Genomic DNA, 23,642 nt, shown 5'->3' with positions numbered 1-23,642 from the left:
ATTAGCCACTTTGGTGGGCGAATTGCGCCAGTTGATGTTCACACAGGAAACGAAACGTATGGCCTGGAAAAACGATCGGCAAACGCAGACGACAAACCGATGATGGATTGTTCATTTCAGCATTCAGTAACTGCATTACCACGCGATAAGTCCGTTGTGCGGGCTGGCGCAGCTCGCTTTGTCGGTACATTTCGGCCAGGTAATAGTGTGCCGGCCAGTAGCCCGGTTCCTGATAAACCACCTGTTTGAACCAGGCGATAGCCTGCTGCGTCTGGTGTTGCCACATCATCGCCAGGCCGAGCAGCATTTTGGCCTCTGCCGACCACTCATCCTGCGCGAGGATCTGCTGCGCGTTGCCGGCTGTCTGAGAAAATTCACGTTGCTCAAGGGCTATCACCCCCTGGATCAGCAGCGCATCCTGATTACGGGGATCGTCGCGTAATACGCAGGCGATACACTTTTCGGCTTCAGAAAAACATTTCTCATCGAGACAGGCGCGTGCTTTCTTCAGCCAGTCATTATTCTGCTGCACCGTTGGCGCAGAAGCGTCCTGTTCAACCACCGTTCTCGGCGGCGCAACGCGCGATGCAGCTCGGGGCACGGGCGCGACCTTCGCCGCTTCGCGATGGTGACAAAAATAGAAAATGCCCTCTTCCTGCTCCAGTTTTAGAATGTCGAAATTGTTGGCCAGCGTTTCTGCATTGCCAAAAAATAAGGCCCCCTGCGGCTGTAACATCTTCAATAAATTACCGTGCAGTTCACGACGCGTTGGCGTGTCGAAATAGATGGACACGTTGCGCAGCAAAATGATGTCCACTTCCGGCAGCAACTGCTCTTTTATAATGTTGGTGCGATGAAAGGAGACTTTCTCACGAATCTCATCATGCAGCCGGTAGAGGTTTCCCGAGCGGGTAAAATAACGTTGCTGAATACTCGGGTCGACGCCGCGAAACGAGTAGCTTGAATAGCAGGCGTTACGGGCTTTTGCGAGGATTGCCGGGTCAATATCACAGCCGTAAATTTCAATACGCTGCGCCATCGCGCCGAGGAATTTCTCATGCAGCTTGATAGCCAGCGAGTAGGCTTCTTCCCCCGAGGAGCATCCGGCACTCAGAATACGCACCGGGCCGCTACGCTGTTGCAACAGACGTGGGATCCACTTGTCACAGATTAAATCCAGCGTATCGCTTTCACGGAAAAAATAGGTTTCGTTAATCGTAATCAACGTAATGAAGCTATCAAACTCGTTCTGCGAGATACGCAGTTGCTCGTAGTATTCATAGTAATCACTGATTTTTCGCTCAGCCATTCGCCGACTCAGCGCCGTTTTCAGCAGTGCTTCCATGGCGTTATCGAAGTGTAAACCGACCCGTTCTTTGATCAGACGGGCATAATCAGGAAGATTGGGGATCATGGCAATTTACTCTCAAAGCGCCCGTGACACGCCATTGCAAGCAACACTTTGGCGAGGCCATCCAGTGGGATCGTGCGGTGTATCAACTGCTTGTCGATCGCGTTCTTATTCATACCGAATACCACCGAACTCTCTTCGTCCTGCGCCAGCGTTCTGCCGCCTCGCCGGAAAATAAGCTCGATGCCGCGACAGCCATCGCTGCCCATCCCCGTCATAATCAGTCCGACGGCTTTTTCGCGAAACACTTCAGCCACCGACTCCAGCAACAGATTGCAACTGGGATGGTAAACGTCACTTTCCTGTCTGGGGATCGCCGCCAGACGCTGGTTGTTTTTGACGATCAGATGCTGCTCCGGCGGTAATATATATACATACCCGGCCTGTACCCGATCGTCTTCCTGCGCCAGTCGTACCTTCAGCTCGGTCACGCTGTCCAGCCAGCGCACCATATCTTTTGCGAAACCATCAGCTATATGCTGGGCGATTAGCACCGGACACGGGAACGTACCGGGGAGTTCCTGCAATAGCTTACTCAGCGCCTGCGGCCCGCCCGTCGAGCAGGCAATCGCCAGCACAAAAGGCCAGTCCTGCGGCGACTGTGCGGCATCCGTTGTCGGTCGTGCAGTTGGCATCACCGGTTCACCTGGATGGCGTAATCCCTTGATATGACGAATAACTTTCACGCCAACCAGCAATTCTACTTTGCGATGCAGGGCGTCCGTTGATAGCGGGAAATCACTGCTATGATGCAGCACCGCCAGCGCACCGCGTGAAATGTAATCATCATCCCATTGTTTTTCTGGGCAAAATCTCATGACCAAAATGGGGATGGCGCTGGTTGCCATAATCGTTTCGACAACCTCGACGTTATCGGCGCTTGAGGTATCCAGCGTCAGAATCAGCAGATCGGGCATCAGCTGTTGCAACAACCGAATCGCCAGCCGGCGATGGGCTGCTTGCCCCACCACCTTAATATGCGGGTGATCCTCCAGTTGCCTGACCAGCTCATTACGCGACGCGCTGCCCAGGTCGAGGATCAGCACCCGAATGTTGCCGCTATTCATGCTTCTGCTTCCATCAGAGTGAATGAGGACGACGCCTCTTTCAGCGCTTTCGACAACTGCGTCATGTCCTGGCTGACAACCAGAATGTCTTTGATGGACTGCGAGGTATAGTTACTGGCAACGACAATCTCTCGCAGCGCCATAACCACCTGATTACTTGCTGTTTTCTGCTGCTGGGTAGACAGGGATATTTGCAGCGCCGCCGTCGAGGTTTGCTCTGCAGTCACGACGATATCATTCAGATGCTCGGCGCTGACTTTGCACGCTCTGGCGCCCGCTTTGATGCTCTCGCCGCCTTTTTCGGCGTTCAGCACCAGGCGATTGATTGCGTTTTGGATCTCGCTGATCTTATTCTCAATCTCAACCGTCGATTCCGTTACCGAGTCGGCCAGACGGCGGATTTCAGCTGCCACCACCGAGAAACGCTTACCGGCTTCCCCGGCGCTGGCCGCTTCCAGCGCGGCGTTAAATGCGATCAGTTTCGTTTGATCCGCGACGCTGTTAATGATTACCATCACGCGACTGATTTCCGTCGACTTATTGCCGAGCATCATGATTTCACGCATGTTTTGCTGATTGTCGGTGTCAATATCCGTCATGCGCATCAGCAACTGCGACATCGATTCTGAACCTTTATTACAGTCATCAAGGGTCTGATTGGCGATATCCACAACCGCCCGCGAATGTTCAGCAATTTGCGTGGAAGACGCTGACAGTTCCTCCATGGTGGAGGTAATTTCAGCCACTGAAGAAGAGGTTTCCACGCTGGTTGACGCCTGACCATCTACCGCCTCGGTGATGTGCAGCGACGCCTGATGTACCGAATTCGCATGAGAAACCATACCACCGACCAGCGAGTGCAAACGCTGGCGCATCGTTTCTACCGCGCTCAACAACTCGCCAATCTCATCGTGATGATCGACCTGCACATCCACCGTTAAGTCGCCTTCAGCGATACTCTGCGCAATCCCCAATACGCGGTTTAAGCGTCGGGAAATCAGGAAGCGGCTGGCAACGGCAATCAGCAATAAAATGATGGGCAGCAGCAGCGCGGTGAATAACAGCAGACCGTTACGCACCAGATTGCTGCTTTTGGCGACATCGTCAACGTAGTTGGTCGTTGCGATTATCCAGTTAATCCCTTCAACGTATTCATAAACGGCGACTTTGGTTTTCGGCAATGCGCCATAACCGCTCACCCAGTTGTAATAGGTGATGCCATTTTTATGTTCGAGCATATCGGCAAATAGCTTAAAACCATTGGCATCAGTAATATTAATGGCCTGCTGGTTGTTCAATGAGGGATGGACCAACATCCGACCCGGTTCAAATCCGGCATCCAGTACGTAGGCATAGCCATCTTTGCCAATATGCACATTCAGCAAACGCTGAATAATCGGTTGCAGACTTTGTTTGACGTCAAAACCTACCGCAACCGCCCCAACCACCTGGCCATATTTATCGGCAATCGGTTCATAGTGACTAATAAACTGCTTACCAAATAGCGTCACTACGCCGGAAAAAGGTTTGTTCTTCAAAAGTAACGGTAATGCCGGGTTGTCGCGCCCCAACGCCGTTGCGGTTGCCGTATTGCCTGAACTTGCCAGCAAGGTGCTACTAACGCGCACAAACTGCTCGCCTTGCAAAATAAACGTGCTGGCAAATACGCTGGTTAGTTCGGTGAAATGCGCGTTGGTGTTCGGGTTACTCAGGACCGCTTTTAATTCAGTAGAGTCCATGTAACGCAGCGGTTTATTGGCAACGTTTTGGTAGTTGTTAATATAAACATTGCTGTAATGCTCCGCATCGCGTGTCACTCGCTGGAATTCGTTAGATATGCTGTTGTGGAATATACGCGTGTTGGTCTTAATCATCTCCAGCGCATTGACCTGCAGTTGTCTGGAAAGATAAGACGATAATATAAAAGAGGCGCCAATCAGCAATGTTGCGATACAAACCACCAGAATCATGCCGAGCTTCATCGCTACACCGGGATGGATATTGTGTAGCCAGGATAGCACCCGAACGCGCGGCCCCACACCGCTGGCACCCGCCGTTCGATTTTTCACTTTAATAATGTCACTCATATTTTTTATTCTCTACCTGAGAAGAAATGACTCTTTTTGGTCATAAGAAGTTCGCGCTCTGCTTATTCCAGCGAAAGCAGCGGCGTAGGCTTGCCAATGTGATATCCCTGTAACCACCCCACATCCATTTTTTCCAGACACGCCTGAATCGTAGCGTTTTCAACAAACTCGGCGACAACCTGCATATTTTTCATTTCGGCAACGCGGCAGAATGACTCGACGATGTAATAGCTGATTTCACTTTCGGTGATCCGTCGAATAAAAGAGCCATCGATCTTCAGAATGTCTGCTTCGATATTCATCAGGCGGGCATGACTGGCAAACCCGGTACCAAAGTCATCAATGGCTACCCGACATCCCAGCTGGCGTATTAAACGAAGCGTTTCCACGGTTTGCTCTTTGTCTGAAAGCGTATCGGCTTCCGTTATCTCAAAAATAATTCGCTGCGGCTCCACCGCGTAATCGTGCAGGAGCTGGGTGAACTTCGCGATAATATTGGAGCGACATACCGTCACCGGCGCCAGGTTGATGGAAAAACAGCGCTGCGGATGGTTACGCATAAATTTCAGGGTATTTTCGATAACCCAGAGATCGATATCAGGCGCCAGCCCCGCATCATGAGCAACCGGCAGAAAGCTGTTCGGAGGAATAAATTCCCCCCGTTCGTTGAGCATGCGGATCAATATTTCATGATACGGCGCTTCACCATTGGTACTGACGATTGGCTGCGCCATCAGCACAAACGTGTTGTTATCCAGCGCATTTTGCAGCGCGGTGCGAATTTCCGTTTTATCGACAATGTGGTTGCCGAGGATCCGGCTATGCTGCGCCTCAATGTTTTCCGGCCTGCCGTTGGTCAGCGATAAACCCGCCACCATGCCCAGCTTCCCCACCAACTGATAAATGTCATCACTGAGATCGTTAATCAGGCAATAGCCCAAACCGCTGCGAAAACCCAGCCGATGGTTATTGTAAAAAAGCCGAAAACTATTGGCCGCCTGGTACAAGTCGCATAGCCGTTCCCAGGTACTATTTTCAAGCCGAATCAGCAGATCGTAACCCGCGTGGTAATAGACTTTCTCGCTTTTAACCAGGTGTTGGCGCAGATGGTCGGCGAGGATCTTCTGATAGCGGGCGCGAAAATGAAAGCCATAGCGGCGCGAAAACAGCTCCAGCTCCGGAATTTGTATCAGGCACACCGTCGCGTGCTCAGTCGTAAACAGCTCCGTCTTCAGCGCACGCAGATTCGCCATACCCGTCATCGGATCGGTCAGGCCGAGCAGAAGCGCCTGGTTAAATCGCTGGCGGGTAAATTTGGCCAGCACTCCCATGATCACGATGGTAAGGGAAAAGACAAAGATCAACGTTGAAACCAGCGCCTGATGCTGAATGAAGTCCACATCGCTGGCGAGATAGCTGTCGTTATGTTTGCCTAAAACGATTACCACGATGGTCCACACCAGCATGGTGAACAAATGACCAATTTTAATGGATCCCCACAGCATTAACGGGAACAGCAAGATCAGGCTATAGAGAGAGAAAAAGACGTTCAGATTGTCCGGTGATGTTAAAAAGAACATCAACAAAAAGAGTAAGGCACACCATGAAATAGCGCCAAAGGCGCTGATATTGCCTTTACATTGTGCAGCAATTGCCCGCCAGAAAGTCAGCAGGAAAGATGGTCGACGGATGATTCGATAAATTTTGTAAAATAAAGGGATACCCGTCAGACAGCCGTTGATGCTCCCCTGAACGCGTACCAGCATACCCAGACTTAACGCCGGAAAGTTATCCACATCTGGTCGTTGGCCATGGGTGACAATCATCGCAAAAAGTTTACCCAGCACCAGATACAGCAGGACGTTATAGCCACACAGCCAGACCAGACGATTAAGGCTGATTTTGATACGACCAAAGCTAACGCAACTGCGTCTGCCCGTGACTCTGCGGTAAGCGGCGTAGCTTAAAGTTGCAGCTAAGATCAGGCACAACGCATCTACCCGTTGGTTTTGCGGGCCGATCGCAAACATGACGATAAGGAACAGAACAAATCCCGGTATCACCCGAAAACCAAACAAGACTAATGCGGCTGAAAATACGGCCAGTTTGAGATCGTAAACTGTTAAAATAGTATTATTGAGAATACTGTAACCGTTAAGATATTGTGCCAGTGGGTAAAAAAGGCCGGGTAAAACAAGTGGCAGGCACCATTCCCGAATGTTTTTCACAGTGTTTGTATTTATTATTGCGTCCAAATGAATTTATCCGCTATGCACTATACCAATAGGACTTTAATCCAGACTCGAATGTCACAAACAAATCCTTTTGGGCCAGTCGATGCACCATAGCAAAATTGTCAACATTGACCGCGCACTGAGAAAATAAAATAAGGTTCTATATTGAAGTGAGCATCTTATTCATATCAAATCAGGAAATAAATACCCATTTATAGACAAAAATGGACATCCCGCAGGGATAAAGCCACGCCCTCCCCTGATAAAATAAAAGCTAATTCATTGATGTCACGTAAAAAAAACAAGAACCTTAGAGATAAGCCATTAGCACCTCCAACCAGTGTGCACAAAAAAGCTTCGCGGACAGCATTAATGTCAACATTAATATGTTGTCAAGGGCATAACGAAAAATGTATTTTTATGCACACTTTTGCCTGTTGACGAAAAGAGCAGCGTTATCTATATTCGCATACCGTATTTTTGTCATTACTCACCATGGTTCAATGTTATTTATTTGTTACGTCATTACGTTTCACCTCTTTCATCTACTTGTTTGCAACAATAATATTCCATTAAGTAATAACAGAAATTAAATTTAGTATCGCGTAATCTTTTCAGGAATTAACATAATCCGTGGCAAAGTCTCTGTTTTCCCTTAAAGCAATAAAAGGGTGGCAACATTCCATCACTGGCAAAATAACGCAGTTCTTGCTGGCGGGTATCGTTATTGCTTTTAGCGCTGGCGCCTTTACTAACTGGAGCCTGATAGACAACTTTTCTTATCAGCAGTGGGTGCAGCGAGCTGAAGCAAATGCGCAGATTATGACCTACATCATCCGTAGCGTGTATACCACCGTTTCGGTTGAGACCAGCGATGCGGGGCAGATATCCCGCATCGTCTCCGACAGACAGATTGGCGATACCGACTCCATCCTGCAAACCGGTTATAACCCGGTAGACGTCCTGGCGCTGGCGTCAGTTCAGACGCACAGCCCCACCTGGCTGTTTCTCTATACGCCGGAGAAAGGTTTCGTTGGCATCAATAACAAATCAGAAGATGGCGAAGGGATTATCTCCTTCTCAGGCCGCCTGCCGCGCGATGTGCTGGTCAATTACTATGTTGGTTTCGCCCAGATTAATGGCGAAGAGTGCTTTATCAGCGCCGTACCTATTTTGACGCCTTCTGGTGAGATCCTCGGGAGCCTGATAAGCAGCATCGGTAAAAAAAGCGAGTTGTATGCCACCTACGACGCGATGCTTAAAAAGAGCAGTATCATTTTTGTTCTGATTTTACTGGTGACGCTGGCCCTGGTCACAATGTTTATGCGCCGCCTGTTCCGTCCTGTTCCGCTGCTGATAAACTCCCTCACCCGCATCGCCCATGAAGAGACGGATTGCATAACCCCCTATCTTGATCAGGACGACGAAATTGGGCATCTGGCCGGGGCCATTGAAAAACTGCGCGTCGCGATGAAAGAGCGTGGCTATCTGCAACGCATGCATGAAATGTCGCAGAAGATGGAGCATATGGCCCATCATGATTCACTCACCGGATTACCCAACCGCGTTTCGTTCGGCCAGGCGTTGGATAAGCGCGTTAGTGAACTGCATCTGGAGGACAGAGCGTTCAATCTGCTGTTGATTGACCTCGACAACTTCAAGCCGGTGAACGACACCTTCGGCCATAAAGCGGGCGATGAACTGTTAATCAGCGTTGCCCAACGTCTGCAGTTATTGCTGGGTCCCAACGATATTGCGGCGCGTCTGGGCGGTGATGAATTCGCCATCCTGCAACATGTCGACGACAACGCCATCAAAGAAGCGAATCGGCTGGCGAAGCGTATCATCCGCGCGCTGAGCACCCCGTTTACCTGGAGTTCTCATACTTTTTCTATCAGCTGTAGCATCGGTATTACCACCGCGCCCAGGCAGGGGAATACTACCTCAACGCTCATGATCAATGCCGACCTTGCCATGTACGCGTCTAAACATCATGGCCGGGGTTGCTACCACTTCTTCGAAGACGGCATGGTGATGATGCAAACCCACAGCCTGTTCATTAATCAGGAAATTATCGATGGTATTGATAACAAGGAGTTCGAACTTCATTACCAGCCGATTATTAATCTGCAAGATGAAAGCGTCTATGGCTACGAATCGCTGATCCGCTGGAATCACCCCACTAAGGGGCTGATTTATCCCGATTATTTTATCAATATCGCCGAAAGCTCCGGCCTGATTGTGCGTTTAGGCGAATGGATTATTCGCCAGTCCTGCGAAGCCGCAGCCAAATGGCCAGAGCATGTCAGAGTTGCCGTTAATATCTCGGCCTACCAGTTGCACAGCCCCGGACTGGTTGACGTGATTAAAGATGCGTTACGCATCAGCCAGATCTCAGCGGAACGCCTGGAAATAGAAATCACCGAATCAGAAAAACTGGATAAATCGATCGCCTTACCCGTACTGAAAGAGATCCGTTCTCTGGGTATTGAAATCGCGATGGACGATTTAGGAACCGGCTACGCGGCGCTGGACTATCTGCTGATCTATCCCTTCACGCGTATCAAGATCGCGCGCACGTTGGTCGATAAGCTCCAGCAGGATAATGCCAGCCAGTATTTGATTGTGATGCTGATTCAGTTTGCCCATAAATACAATATGTCGGTTACCGCTGAAGGGGTGGAAACCGCACAGCAGCGCGACATTTTGCGCGCCATTGAATGCCAGAATGTACAGGGCTATTTCTTTAGCTATCCGTTGCGTGAACGTGAGGTACTTGCCGCGTTTGCCGCAGAGGTCAGTGAAGAAGGACTGTGCCATGTCTGACATCTTGCGCCTGGCAAAACGCATGCTGATGGCGGTTGCCCTGCTGATGGTTGGGGCTACGCCATGCTTAGCGGGAACTCAGTTGAAACTGCACACGCTTGAGCAGTTCGCGACTACAAAAACCATTACCCTTGGTTATCAGGATGATGCGTTTCCTTTTTCCTGGCAGAACGGCAACCGCCCTACGGGTTTCTCTATCGATATCTGCAACAGTATCGTCAGCGCGCTCAAGACAAAACTTCAGCTTAAAAAGCTGAATGTAAAGTGGGTAAAAGCCAATTCAGCATCGCAGTTTGTACTGATTAAAAACCACATGGCAGACATCATGTGTATACCTGCCTTTTATTCGAAAAGTCGCCACACTATTAGCGAATTTTCACTGCCGTTTTACTTTTCAAGCACCCGCTTTGTGATGCGTAAAAATGAAAGTAATGACAGTCTGGCAGAACTTTCGGGACATAGCGTGCTGGTAAAAAGTGGTACGATTTACGTTGAACAACTGCAAAAAGTGAATGCTGCTAATGACCTGGATATTAATATTCAGCTCGATACCAATAACATTACAGCCTTCAATGAACTGAAGAACGGCGAGTATTCTGCGCTGATCTCCAGCACCGTTTTACTGAAAGGGATGATTGCGCAAACACCTAACCCTGAAGACTATGAACTTTCCAACATTGCGCTTAGCGCTCCACTACCGGCAGGCTTGTTACTGCCGTTACACGATAAAGAATTTAAAGAATTCGTTGATGGCACGCTCTCTTCCCTGATGACCAGCAACGAATTTACTGCGCTGTACAATAAATGGTTTCTGTCTCCCATTGCCCCGCAAGCTATTAATTTAAACATCCCCATGTCAGACAACCTGAAAGCATTAACCGCAGCTAAAAAGAAGATCAGTTTTGATTATGAAAAATATAATTAATCGTGAGATGACAAGGATGAAGCGCACGGTGCAATGGCTGTTTTTACTGGCAGGCATCGTCCTCTCCCCCGCGCTGATGGCGCAACAGAACGCTGCGACGCTCGACCACATTCAGAACAGCAGCGTGCTAAACGTGGGTTATCGCCAGCTGCCGCCGTTCTCTTTTACAGACAACAGTGGCAAGGTCACGGGGTATACCATCGCGGTATGTAACATGATTGCCGATAAGTTACGCCAGTATCTGAAGCTCAACAAATTAACCATTCATTATATTCCCGTGAATTTTGCCGAACGCTTCTCCGCATTAAACACGCGTAAAATAGATATGGACTGTGGCGTAAATACCAATGCGCCGGAGCGAACCTCCAGCGTGTCGTTTTCTGACAACTATTACACCGCAAAGATGCGCATCATCTCTTTGCGTAAAAATAATATCCAGTCAATTGCCGATCTTAAAGGACGCACGGTGAGTCTGACCGGAAGCTCAAAAGATTTGCTGGAATTTAATAAAGCAAACAGAGAGCAACATCTTAATATTTCAACGATTACCAGCACTACCATAAAGGGTGCATTTGAGAAGATGGCGCATAATGAATCCGCCGCGTTCTTTGTTGATGATATTCTCGCCTGGCCGCTGATTAATCATAGCGAGCAACCCGAACTGTTCAGCGTCTCAGCACAGAGCATCGGTAACGATATGCACTATGCCATTATGATGAGGAAAAACGATCCGCAGTTTGTGGCGTTTGTTAATGGTACGCTGAAGGACTTTTTTGCCTCGCCGACCAATATGCAATTACGCAAAAAGTGGTTGTCTCCCTGGACCTGCGAAAAGATGAAAAATCCATCGCCAGGTAGTTGCCAGCATAACCATTGAACATTATCAGCAACAGCTTACGCCACCGCCTGCTTCGCCTGTGGAAAATCCCCGGGATGCTGCTGTTGCTGCTATCGGTCCATTCGCTACGTGCGGCCTGGGATTTTGCCAGTATTCAGCAGAAGTCTGATGCGCTTTACGGCCCGGCAACGCCAGAGGCGCAACAACGGATCCGCTCCTGGCAACAGCTTTTGCTTACGTTGCGCAGTGCCGACGAGCAAACGCAATTACGCGCCGTAAATCAATTCTTTAACGATAAAATCCGTTATACCGAAGACATTGATGCCTGGCACAGCGTGGATTACTGGGCCACTCCCATTGAGTCGCTGCGCAAAGGTGAAGCGGATTGTGAAGACTACGCGATCGCCAAATATTTCACCCTCCGCCAGTTGGGCGTCTCCGAAGACAAGCTACGCATCACTTACGTTAAAGCCCTGCGCTTAAACCGCGCGCACATGGTGCTGACCTGGTACGCCACCCCTGAGGCGATTCCTCTGGTGCTCGACAGCCTGACCAGCACTATTTCACCTGCTACGCAGCGCATGGATTTATTACCCGTCTACTCCTTTAACAACACTGGCCTTTGGCTTCCCGGCAATCAGAACAATAAACGTGTTGGGGACAGCAAAAGGCTATCTCGCTGGCAGCAAGTTTTCACCAAAATGCGGGAAGAAGGCTTCCCGATGGATAAATAGGAATCGCCCGTGTCTCTTTTTAAACAGTTACTTCTGGCAATCTCTCTCTTTATGATGGTTGTATTCAGCGGCAATTTTATTGTGACGCTGGAGAGTTCCCGCAATCAATCCAATAACCAACTTCTTTCACATGCCCAGGATGCGGCAACGGCGCTGGGCGTTTCGCTGACGCCCAACGTCAACGACCCGGCAATGATCGAGCTGATGGTGAGCTCTATTTTCGATAGCGGTTACTACAAAAAAATCCGCATCGTCGACCTGGCAAACGGCAAAATGATGCTTGAGCGCAGCGCTGCGTCATCTATTCCCGACGTCCCAGGCTGGTTCGTTGCTCTGGTGGATGTCACTCCGCAAACCGGTGAGGCAACGATTATGCGCGGCTGGCAGCAGGCTGCACGGGTTGAAGTGACCAGCGATCCTATCTTTGCCGTACAGCGTCTGTGGGACAATACCCTGGGTAATCTGTTGTGGATGCTGTCCTGCAGCCTCGCCTGTTTATTCGCCGGTAGTCTACTGCTGCGCAAGCTGCTACGCCCGCTCAATTATCTGGCAAAGCAGTCGGAAGCGATTACCCGCCGCGAGTTTCTGACGCTCCACGAGTTGCCCAAAACGCCAGAATTGCGCCGCGTTGTGGGCGCTATGAATTTGATGGCTGCGAAGCTCAAGTCGTTATTTGAAGAACAAGCTATCTACAGCGAACGTCTGCACAATGAGGCTTATCTCGACAGCCAGACTGGAATTGCCAACCGCCGGGCGTTCGATATGCAGCTTCAGGCGCGGCTAAGCGACGCCGATACCGCGCCGGGATATCTGTTGCTGGTCCGCGTTCAGGATTTGGGCGGTCTGAATCAGCGTTTTGGCGGGCCGCATACCGATAAGCTGTTGCTCAATATCGCCAACCTGCTGAACGCGCATAAAGAAAAATATGCCTCTCTCGACAGTACGCTGGCCCGCATTCGCGGCGGTGAGTTTGCCCTGCTATGTCCTGGCGTGACCCACGGTGAAATGCTGGACTTGTCCCATTCGCTCGGCCAAAAGCTGACGGCCTTTTACGCCACCGGGATGTCAGACCAACAGCCGGTTGCCTACACCAGCATGGTACCGTTTAGCGCCGGGGATAACGCCCAGTCATTGCTGATTCAGGCCGATCGCCTGCTGGTAGAAGCCGAAACGCGCACCGATCATCAGGTCGTTCCCACCGCAGAGGTACCTGCGAGTACAGAAGATCAGCATTTGTGGTTTGTTCGTCTGGAGCATGCGCTGGAAAACCAGCAGTTCCAGTTGGTTTATCAGCCGGTGGTCGATTGCCGCCAGCCGGACAAAATTCTGCATTACAAGGTGCTGTCGCGCATCATTGATGAACAAGGTAATACCCTTACCGCCGGTCGATTCCTGCCGTGGATCCACCGCTTTGGCTGGAGCCAACGCCTCGATAAAGTGATGCTGAAACTGACGTTGAATCAGTTGAAAACCGCGCCCGGAAAATTGGCATTGAGTATCTCCGGAAGCTCTGTCGCCAGTGCGACCGCCATTGCTGAGCTGCTCCACCCGCTGCGCTATTCACCGAAATTAGCCAGTCAGTTGATTCTGGAACTGGATGAGAACCAACTGCCAGGCCCTTATCAAATGGCGGCGTTTGTTAAAGCCGTCAGTCAGCACCGCTGCGCGCTGGGTCTGCAACACTTCGGTAGTCGTTTCGATATGATCGGCCATCTGTCACAGTGGGGACTTGCTTACCTGAAAATCGACAGCAGCTATATCCGCAATATTGATGAAGAAAACGATAAGCGTTTATTTATTGAAGTGTTATGCAGCGCCACGCGCAGTATTGACTTGCCGCTCATTGCCGAACGGGTTGAAACACAAGGCGAACTGAAGGTATTGCAGGAGTTAGGGATTGATGGCGCAATGGGCCAATTATTAGGTGAACCCGCGCCGCTGTGATAAAAGCAGGCAGTCTTGAGACGCTTGTATATTGCCGGATGGCGCTTCGCTTATCCGGCCAACAAACTCACTGCCTGCGTCAGCTAAAAAATACGATCATCACCGCCTAGTAGTTGTTCTAACCCGCCAAGTTCCTGGCGCGCGTTCGCACGATTCAATAATTTAACCTGCGCCATCGGCGGGAGATCGGTAATGGCAATCACGCCTTTACGCATCAACAGGTAAATCAGATCGTCGAGCACGCGCACCATCTCGAGGTCGCTTTTTTGCAACGTCGCTAAAGCCTGCTGGTTGCCATTTTCCGGGCTTTTTGCCCCGCCTTCTGCCTGCACGTTTGCTGTAGATGAATCAGAATTCATATCAATGCCTTTTTATTTTGCAAGTTGCTGCTGCCCTGTTTACGCAGGGCAGCAGGCAATCGTTAGTGGGTGTGGTTTTGATCGGGTTTAGCTATCAGGTGATCTAACGAGTAGGTCGGAGAATGCAGATCGCTGCTTGCCGGACCAGACAGCGCGGTATCTATTCCATGCGCCACTTTTGCCGGACTGGCGATCAAGTGATGATCGCCGCCGCTTTGAATGTACTTCGCAATATCTACGCCTTCATGCAGTTCGCGCGCCAGATCGCTGAGATCGACTTTTTCGAGTACGCCCTTCGCCTTATCGTCAGCGCTGAGCACGGCTGTCGCCTGGCCGTGCCCGGTTGCTGCTGGCGCGTAAGACAGAGACAATGCATTGTCATCGAACAGGTTATGCAGCGCATGTTGCATCGCAGCATGATTCCCTTTATCCACCGTATGTCCTTTCACTGGCGTGGGATCGTCCATCGTCACGTTCAGCGTTTGGCTATAAGGCGTAATATTGCCGTGGTCATCATGCGCCTCAACCAATACGTTCACGCGGTTATGACCTGCACGGAATGCGGAGGTATCGGCCTCAATGTCATAGGTCAGCCCATTATTGCCCTGATGAAGAATGGCATCGTACTGATGACCATTTACCAGCGCTTTAATATGCTCGCCATCATGCACATCACCGCTCACGCTACCGGTAATATGCGTGACGGTATGCTGTGATTCCGCGCGTGAGATATGGTTATCCCCGGTAACTTTATCGACGATAAGCGTGGCGTCTGCCTGTTGATCAACCGAATAGCTGTGGGACGTTGTCTTTGAATACGGATTGCCCGGCGCATCATGGCCTTTGACCTCCACCGAAAATGTGGTGTTCACTTCCATGACATGACTGTCCACATCAACGTGATAAACCCGATCGCCATTGCTCAGCGTATCTACCGAACCGGTAAATTCCTGACCGCCAATGTTTAATTTGATCGAATCCCACACATCCACATCACCGCCAAGATGCCCGGTTACCCTCACCGTCGCGCCCTGGAGTTCCTGATGATTGAGAACGTTATCCTGGGTGACATTATCAATATCCATCGTTCCCGCAGCGGTCCTGTCAATGGTGATGGCCTTACTGGTATCGATTTTTCCATGGTTGCCGGAATCATCGTGGGCGATAACGTGAGCGAGAATCTTTTGATCGTGAAGCAGGTCAATCGTACTGGCATCTACGCTAAAGACCTTCTGACCGCCGCTATTTTTCACATCAGCGACCAGATCTTTACCGTTAACTGTGATAGTCACCTGATCGCCGACGTCCACATCCCCGGTCACATAGCCGCTGATGGTGGTTTTCGCATGCTGAGTTTCCTCATTATTCAGCACATCATCAACTGACACCTTATTCAGCACGATGCTGGCATCGACATGCGTGTCGATAGTGACCGTTTTGTCGTTCACGGCATGCATTGGGTTCAACGCCGAATCCTGTCCTTGCACACTCACATGGATAGTTGGGTCGTTTTGCAGTCCTGTCGTGCTCACCATCGCTTTGTAGCCCAGCTGTCCGTTCATATGCGGCAGCTCAATAACACGCGTATGTACCGTGACGCCATCGATGAGAATGGCAACTTTATCACCGAGATGCACATCGCCATCCACCGTACCACTCACCTCAACGCTACCGCCTTTCACTTCATCAGCATTGATAATATCGTCGCCGCCGACGGTGTTGATGGTCACACTGCCGCCTGCCGTTTTATCAATCGAGTAGCCCTGCGTGAAACTGGCTGGCTGCACGTTACCGTGATCGTCATATCCTGAAACGGTGGCGACAATGGCGCTGTCGGCCAGCAGGTCTTGGGTGTAGATATCCACGCTGTAGTGATGATTATTATCGACAGTCGCCGCATAAGGGTTGCCGTTAACCGTCAGCGTCACCTTATCGCCCGGGTGCACATCTCCTGAGACCGACCCCGTTACGGTCATCTTATGCTGCTGCGACTCCTGCGCATTAAGCACATTGTCATCGGCAATTTTATCAATCGTCACGCCAGCATTAGCGCTCAGATCGACCACGACATGGCTGCTGGCGGAGGCACTGCCCTGATTGCCATGAGCATCCGTCGCCAATACCGTCGCGACAACATCCGGATCATTATGCAGGTCGTTGATACTAACCTTCGTCGACCAGGCCCAGTGACCGTGTTTATCATCATGTACTACCGCGGTCAGCGTATTGCCATTAACCTGCAGGCTCACCACGCTCCCGTCATGAATCCCTTCACCGCTTACCGTACCGCTGATGGTGGTTTTACCGCTTTGCGCTTCCGCCGCATTGATAACATCATCACCGGCAATCTTATCCATCGTTATCTGCAGCGGGTTATCCGTGTCGATGGTGATGGTTTTCTGCACCGAGTCTGTCGCAATCCCCGCTGTAACAGAGACATCAAACGTTGGATGCGCCTGCAGTTCACTCGTCGGCACATCCACTTCGTATGCCAGTTGCCCCGGCATCGTCGGGATAGTCATGACGTGCCCGGAGTACTGCACATTATTGATGGTGACAATAACATCGTCCCCGGCCTGAACGTCGCCGGTGACCAGACCTCGGATTGCCGTGGTTCCTTTTTGCGCTTCATCGTGGTTGAGAACGTCATCGCCCGCCACTTTATCAACGGTGAGATGCACGGTCGGTTGGTGCGGCGGTGTGGTGCCAGTACCTGTTGTCGACGGGGTGTGCATACCATAAGGAGTATTGGCTGGAACAGCGATATTGCCTAACCATGGAAGGTCAATAAACTTATGTTCTACCGCCGTTGCCGTATTGCCATGATCATCATGAGTGGTGATGGATACCGTGATATTACCGTCATCATGCCAGGCCCCTGAAACAACATTAAACGTGTAACCCAGCTTTCCATCCGGCAGCGTGATCACATTGGTTTGCAACTGGCCGCCGCCGACATCGACCGTAACCACATCGCCAGACTGTGCGTCTGGATCAACATGCCCCGTTACCGTGATGAATTCGGGACGTCCGTGCGGATTGAGGCTTTGACCCCCCTGAGACATCGCAGAGTCAATCGTTATCCCGGCATCTGCAACGGTATCAACCACCACAGGCATGTCATCGTGCCCGTGTGCAATATTGCCTGCGTCATCTTTTGCCGTTACTTCGGCATGAATCTTCGGATCCATAAGCAGATCCAGGGTCGATACCTTTGTGCTGAAAACACGCTGGCCGTTGTGATCTTCCACCTGCGCATAGTAGATCTGATGATTGATGGTCAACTCAACGGTATCGCCGATTTTGACATCGCCTCCCACCGTACCCGTAACCGTCGTTTGCGGATTAAGGGCTGCGTCGTGGTTAATCACCCCACCACCGCTACCGGTGAAGATCGGATCAATATGTACAATCGCATCAATCTTGTCGTCAATGACCACGGTACTGTACGCATCTGCCGTCGCGTTATTACCTGCCGCATCGGTAGTGGTGATGGTTGCAGTAATATGCGGATCGTTTTGCAGCCACTGGGTGTCCACATCAATGGAATACCCCAGGGTTCCCAGATTTGGCAGGTTCACCACGGTGGCATCAACCGTATGGCCACCAATATTCAGGTGCACCACATCATTCACCTTAGCATCGCCCCCGACCGTACCGCTGACGATCGTCGTGGTTTGCCCTAATTCAATCTGATTCAATACATCATCGCCCGTTACCGGATCGATAGTGATTGAGGCTTTCGCTTCAGCGTCCAGCGTAACCGTATGATGCGCTGTAATTTGCGCATGGTTCAGGGCATCGTCCGTGATATCCATGGTGACGTCGATATGCGGATCGGCAACCAGATCGGCCGTGGCAACGGGAACGTGGAAGCCCATCTGCTGATTGCCGCGATCCTCCACCACGCCAGAATAGTTGTGTCCATTGATGGTCATGGTGAACGGATCGCCCGGATGAACTTCACCGCTCACCGAGCCGCTCACTATCGTAAAGCCATGCATTTGCTCAGCAAGGTTCAGCGTATTATCCGGCGTCACGGCATCAATGGTTATCTGCGCATCCACACGGGTATCGATAATAACGGTGGTTTCTGCATTGGCCGTAGCCGGGTTGCCCGCGCCATCAGTGGTGCTAACCGTCGCGGTTAAATGCGGATCGGAGATCAGGTCGGCAGTACTGACTTTAATGCTGTAGCCGAGAACCCCGCCTCCTACGTCACTCACTTTCCCCGTCAGGACGTGACCATTCACGGTAAGATAAACAACGTCATTGACATGAACATCCCCAGCCACTTTCCCGGTTACATACGTGAATGGCTGTTTTGATTCATCGCCATTAATCATATTGTCGCCAGTGACGGGATCAATTGTCAGCATGGCTTTCGCATGTAAATCAACCACCAGATCGTGCGATATCTCCGCTTTCTGGAAATTATGCACATTATCTTCGCCGACTACGCGGGCCACGATATGCGGGTCTTTGACCAGATCGCGGCTCAGAACGTCCAGCTTATATCCCAGCGCATTGTTATGCTCCGGGAGTCGCTGAACGGTTGTTTCGTAGGTATGTCCATGTACGATAACCTGAACTTTATCCCCGACATGCACATCGCCGCCGCCAACCGTCCCCATCACCTCAGTGAGGTGTTTCGCGGCTTCTGCACCGTTGAGCTTGTCATCGCCCGCTACCGTATCAACGGTAATTCTGGCCCCGGCATGGTTATCAATATGGACGTCATGGGTTGCGGTGGTAATGACCTCATTTTTAACCGCATCGTGGGAGATAACCGTGACGCTCACGGTCACATTTTTATCCTGGAGGCCTTTATTATCGCTGAACGCCGTTGAGTCGACCGGGACCTGATAACCTAAGTGACCGCCCCCGAGATCAATCACCTTGCCGTTAAACGTATGGTGATTGATTTCTACGATCACCGCATCGCCAACCTGCGCATCACCGCCGACCTTACCGCTGATGAGCTGCATCGGCGTATCCAGCTCAAGATGGTTAAGGTTGTTGTCATCAGTGACGCTATCAATAGTGACGGTGCTTTGCGCTTGCGTATCCAGCGTAACGGTTCGATGCTCTACCGCTACCGCCTGATTGCCCGCAGCGTCGTGGCTAACCAGCGTCACCATCACGTCGTTGCTGCCTTCCTGCAACACACCTGTTGGAACAAACACGTCGTAGCGCAGAACGCCGTGATCGTTAACCACCGTGCCGCTAAAGTCCTGATTATGTCCCTGCACGTGAACAGTCACCACGTCACCCGCTTTGGCATCCAGACCTTTCGCGATACCGCTAATCAGCGTCGGCATGCGGTTTTCAATGGCGTTCACCACATCATCCGATGCCACTACATCAGTCGTTACCTCGTTTTTGGCAAAATTATCAATGTGAATTTTATGGCTATCGGTAGCGATGGCAAGGTTACCCGCCGCATCATGAGAGGTGACAGTGACATGCACATCGACATCCGTTAACACATGGACGCTATTGTTCGCAAAGGCTGATGAGTCAACATCAATGCGGTAACCCAGATGCCCGTGACCAAGGTCAATGACCTGGCTTGCGTACTGATGACCATTAACGTCCAGTTGAATGGGATCGCCAACTTTCGCATCTTCACCGTCGACGATGCCGGTAATGCGCTGTGTTGCCGCAGACAGTTCCTGGAAATTGATGACATTGTCCGTGGCAATGTTATCCAGTGAGATAGCGTTTTGCGCATGAGTATCAACCGTGATAATCCGGTGCGACTCACTGGTCACTGCGTTGCCCAGCGCGTCATGGCTCAACAGGGTCGCAACTACCGCATTCTTACCTTCATGCAAGGTTCCATGCGGCAGAACCACTTCATAGCGTAGCTGACCGTTATCGTTGACCACCGTGCCGTTAAAGTCTTGCCCATGAACGCTTATTTTTACCGCATCCCCCTCCCGGGCATCGCCACCGGCTACGATACTAATAATGGTGGGCATCCGGTTTTCACTGGCGTTGACCACATTGTCCGTCGCCACTGCGTCAATCTTGAGGGTGTTTTCCGCGTAGTTATCGATATGAACTTTATGGGAATCGGTCGCGATCGCCAGGTTACCCGCGGCGTCATGAGAAGTCACCATTGCGGTAATTTTCACATTCGTCAGCACATGACCGCTGTTATCGGCGAATGCAGACGAGTCTACATCGATGCTGTACCCCAGTTTTCCGCGGCCAAAATCAATCACCTTACCGCTGTACTGATGGCCGTTTATCTCCAGTAAGACCGGATCGTTGACCTTCGCATCTTCACCGCCAACAAAACCGGTAATCGTCTGTTTAGCCGCCGTTAGCTCTTGATAATTCAACGCATTATCTACAGTGACGTCATGTATACGGACAGTATTATGCGCCTGCGTGTCCAGCGTGATGGTGCGATGCGCCAGAGCGGTAACTTCATTCCCCACCGCATCATGGCTGACAAGCGTTACCGCCACCTCATTTTTGCCTTCCAGCAAGGCCGTCTTCGGCAGTGCAACTTCATAGCGCAACTGGCCGTTATCATTAACGACCGTTCCGGTATAGTTTTGCCCACGCATGCTAACAGTGACCACATCGCCTGCTCTGGCATCACCGCCGGCTGCACCGCTAATCAGCGTTACCATGCGGTTTTCAATGGCGTTGACTACGTCATCCGTCGCTACCGCGTCGATGCTGACCTGGTTGGTGGCAAAGTTATCAATGTGCACGTTGTGGGTGTCGGTGGCGATCGCCAGGTTACCCGCCGCATCGTGAGAGGTAACCGTGACCTTCACTTCCACATTACCGTCAATCGGTACGCTGTTGTTGGCAAAGTCTGAAGTGTCTACCGTGATACGGTAGCCCAGCGTATTGTTGCCTAAATCGATAACCTCCCCGCGGTACTGGTGACCGTTAATTTCGAGTTGAACCGGATCGCCAGGTTTAGCATCTTCATTGCTGCCGATGGAGCCGGAGATGACCTGGTTACGTGAGTACAGCTCACTCCGATTCAGGGTGTTATCGCTGTCTACATCATTAATTGTCAGAGAGTTGTGCGCCTGAGTGTCCAGCATGATGGTACGGTGCGCGATCGCCGTTACTTCGTTACCTGCCGCATCGTGACTGACCAGGGTCACCACCACATCGTTTTTACCTTCCAGCAGCGTCCCTTTCGGTAATGCCACTTCGTAACGCATCTGGCCGTTATCATCGACCACCGTTCCGGCAAATTTAAGCCCCTGCACGCTAACGACAACCGCGTCGCCCGCTTTGGCATCACCGCCCGCCACGCCGCTAATCAGCGTAGTCATACGGTTTTCAATGGCGTTGACCACATCGTCCGTCGCTACCGCGCCAATGTTGACCTGATTAGTCGCGAGATTATCAATGTGTACGCTGTGAGTATCGGTGGCAATCGCCAGGTTGCCCGCCGCATCGTGAGAGGTGACTGTAACCTTCACTTCCACGTTACCATCAACCGGCGTGCTGTTATTTGCAAAGTCAGATGAGCTCACCGCAACACGGTATCCCAGCCTGTTATTGCCAAGGGAGATAACCTGAGCGTGGTACTGATGACCGTTAATCTCCAGTTGCAGCGGGTCGCCAACTTTGGCGTCTTCGCCACTCACTGTGCCGGAAATCACCTGATTGCGCATATACAGCTCTACACGATTCAGGGTGTTATCGTCGGTCACATTGTCGATGGACAGCGCGTTATGCGCCTGAGTATCCAGCACCACAGTGCGATGCGTTACGGCGGTGGCTTCATTACCTACAGCGTCATGGCTGACCAGCGTCACCTGCACATCGTTCGCACCTTCCTTCAGGTTTGCGGAAGGCACCACAATTTCATAGCGTAGCTGACCATGATCGTCGAAAACCGTGCCGTGAAACGCTTTGCCCTGAATAGTCAGCGTTATCGGATCGCCCGCTTTCGCATCACCGCTGGCAACGCCTGAAATAACGGTCGGCATACGAAACTCATTGGCGTTGACGACATCATCATTCGCCACCGTTTCAATGGTCACGGCATTTTGCGCAAACAGATCGTTGTTGACGTGATGATCGGTAGAAACCGTGGTGCTGTTTCCGGCATCGTCGACAGAGGTTAACGTGGCGTGAATATTCGGGTCATTCAATAATCCCTGAGTCAGCACCGGGATGGTATAAGTCAGAGTCCCTGTTCCCGGGTCGGTAACAACGCCGGTATATTCCCGGCCATCGACCAGTAAGGAAATGAGATCGCCAGGCCTTGCATCACCGCCGACAATCCCGTGGATTAACGTTTGCGGTTGGCGTGACTCTTCGAAGTTTATGAGGTTATCCGGCGTGACATTTTCAACGCTAATGCTGATATTTGGTCCAGTAATATCAATCAGCGCATGGTCAAAACTTTCCGCCGTCCGTCCCGTCACATCGGTCGCGATTGCCACCACTGTTACATTTCCAGGTACCAGTCCTGCCAGATCGGTAGCAATATTCCAGTGCCCGTTGTTAACCGGAACAGTTACGGTGAATGTGTTTTTTTGGCTATCGGTGAAGGTAAGCGTGACGTGATTTTGATTACTGGTGCCACTTAAATGGGTCTGTTGAAATTCGCTTTTGTTAATAAAACCATCGTTGCCGGCAAACTCGGTAATTTGCACTTCTGGCGGGAAAACATTCGCGGAGCCCGCGGTCACGCCTCCTATCGGCAGATTGATATCCCAGCCCGGACTACCGAGACCTTGAGTGTTAAAACCTGCTGTCGGATCAACCACCTGCCCGGTCAATTCAAGCTGCACCAGAGTATGACCGCCTCCGCCGCCCTCTAATGTTATCGGCGCTTCATTACCTGCAGCGGTGGCTTCCAGCACCTGCGTCGGATCAGCGCCTTCGGCAATGGCTTTTTGTGCGGCGGCAATATCCTGGGCGCTACTCTCCGGGTTATGGCTGGCCTGTAGCCCATGCTCGCCCCAGTGGCTGTTACGCCCGATATCCAGCGTTTTTCCGTCTGGTAAAGAGACACTTACCGCGCCGCTGGCGCCGGTCACAATTTCTTCACCGCTATATACCCTGTCGCCTTCATGAACCTGTCGTTGTGCGCCATTGGCATCAACAACGTAAACCTGTCCAATGATTGCTTTGATCACACCGAGTAATTTGCTCACCGTAACCTCACTTAAATATCATCATTATTTTTATAAACTCGCTAATATATTAACGAACAAATATC

Annotated in this window: 11 protein-coding genes; 5 read left to right on the top strand and 6 right to left on the bottom strand. The window is 51.1% G+C overall.

Annotated features, from left to right (window positions below; translation table 11 throughout):
• Nucleotide 1: 1 nt before the first annotated feature.
• The 4 genes from OGV80_RS13845 to OGV80_RS13830 form a co-directional block, all read right to left on the bottom strand.
• Nucleotides 2-1,414: a CheR family methyltransferase gene (locus tag OGV80_RS13845; protein WP_047409173.1), complete on the bottom strand. Its 1,413-nt coding sequence runs from the start codon at nt 1,412-1,414 to the stop codon at nt 2-4.
• Entirely contained in the window at nt 1,411-2,478 is a 1,068-nt protein-coding gene (locus tag OGV80_RS13840) for a chemotaxis protein CheB (protein ID WP_043017363.1), read from the bottom strand. The genes OGV80_RS13845 and OGV80_RS13840 overlap by 4 nt, the downstream gene beginning before the upstream one ends.
• The gene (locus OGV80_RS13835; protein ID WP_087052070.1) at nt 2,475-4,565 is read right to left on the bottom strand and encodes a methyl-accepting chemotaxis protein; all 2,091 of its coding nucleotides are present in this window, start codon (nt 4,563-4,565) and stop codon (nt 2,475-2,477) included. The genes OGV80_RS13840 and OGV80_RS13835 overlap by 4 nt, the downstream gene beginning before the upstream one ends.
• Nucleotides 4,566-4,627: 62 nt before the next feature.
• Nucleotides 4,628-6,793: a sensor domain-containing phosphodiesterase gene (locus OGV80_RS13830; protein ID WP_286515146.1), complete on the bottom strand. Its 2,166-nt coding sequence runs from the start codon at nt 6,791-6,793 to the stop codon at nt 4,628-4,630.
• A gap of 639 nt (nt 6,794-7,432) precedes the next feature.
• On the opposite strand from OGV80_RS13830, the gene OGV80_RS13825 reads away from it, so the two are divergent.
• Genes OGV80_RS13825 through OGV80_RS13805 form a run of 5 tightly spaced genes read left to right on the top strand, consistent with a single transcriptional unit; the run spans nt 7,433 to nt 14,066 of the window.
• A complete protein-coding gene (locus OGV80_RS13825; RefSeq protein WP_075145713.1) occupies nt 7,433-9,625 on the top strand; it encodes a putative bifunctional diguanylate cyclase/phosphodiesterase in 2,193 nt (730 codons plus the stop codon).
• A gap of 22 nt (nt 9,626-9,647) precedes the next feature.
• A complete protein-coding gene (locus tag OGV80_RS13820) occupies nt 9,648-10,550 on the top strand; it encodes a transporter substrate-binding domain-containing protein (protein WP_286515144.1) in 903 nt (300 codons plus the stop codon).
• Nucleotides 10,534-11,427, top strand: a complete 894-nt coding sequence (locus tag OGV80_RS13815) for a transporter substrate-binding domain-containing protein (RefSeq protein WP_172862325.1) — start codon at nt 10,534-10,536, stop codon at nt 11,425-11,427. Before OGV80_RS13820 ends, OGV80_RS13815 begins: the two co-directional genes overlap by 17 nt.
• A 56-nt stretch (nt 11,428-11,483) precedes the next feature.
• The gene (gene lapG, locus OGV80_RS13810; protein WP_286515170.1) at nt 11,484-12,122 is read left to right on the top strand and encodes a cysteine protease LapG; all 639 of its coding nucleotides are present in this window, start codon (nt 11,484-11,486) and stop codon (nt 12,120-12,122) included.
• Nucleotides 12,123-12,131: 9 nt separating this feature from the next.
• Nucleotides 12,132-14,066, top strand: a complete 1,935-nt coding sequence (locus OGV80_RS13805; RefSeq protein WP_286515141.1) for a bifunctional diguanylate cyclase/phosphodiesterase — start codon at nt 12,132-12,134, stop codon at nt 14,064-14,066.
• An 83-nt stretch (nt 14,067-14,149) separates the two neighbouring features.
• Here OGV80_RS13805 and OGV80_RS13800 read toward each other — a convergent pair whose 3' ends face one another.
• Both OGV80_RS13800 and OGV80_RS13795 read right to left on the bottom strand, forming a co-directional pair.
• A complete protein-coding gene (locus OGV80_RS13800) occupies nt 14,150-14,425 on the bottom strand; it encodes a hypothetical protein (RefSeq protein ID WP_100194778.1) in 276 nt (91 codons plus the stop codon).
• Between the two features lie 62 nt (nt 14,426-14,487).
• Nucleotides 14,488-23,577: a retention module-containing protein gene (locus tag OGV80_RS13795; RefSeq protein ID WP_286515139.1), complete on the bottom strand. Its 9,090-nt coding sequence runs from the start codon at nt 23,575-23,577 to the stop codon at nt 14,488-14,490.
• Nucleotides 23,578-23,642 lie beyond the last annotated feature (65 nt).

Source organism: Citrobacter sp. Ce119 (assembly GCF_030334525.1).
In the GTDB taxonomy this organism is placed as follows: domain Bacteria; phylum Pseudomonadota; class Gammaproteobacteria; order Enterobacterales; family Enterobacteriaceae; genus Citrobacter; species Citrobacter europaeus.
This window is presented reverse-complemented; position numbering and strand designations above follow the sequence as displayed.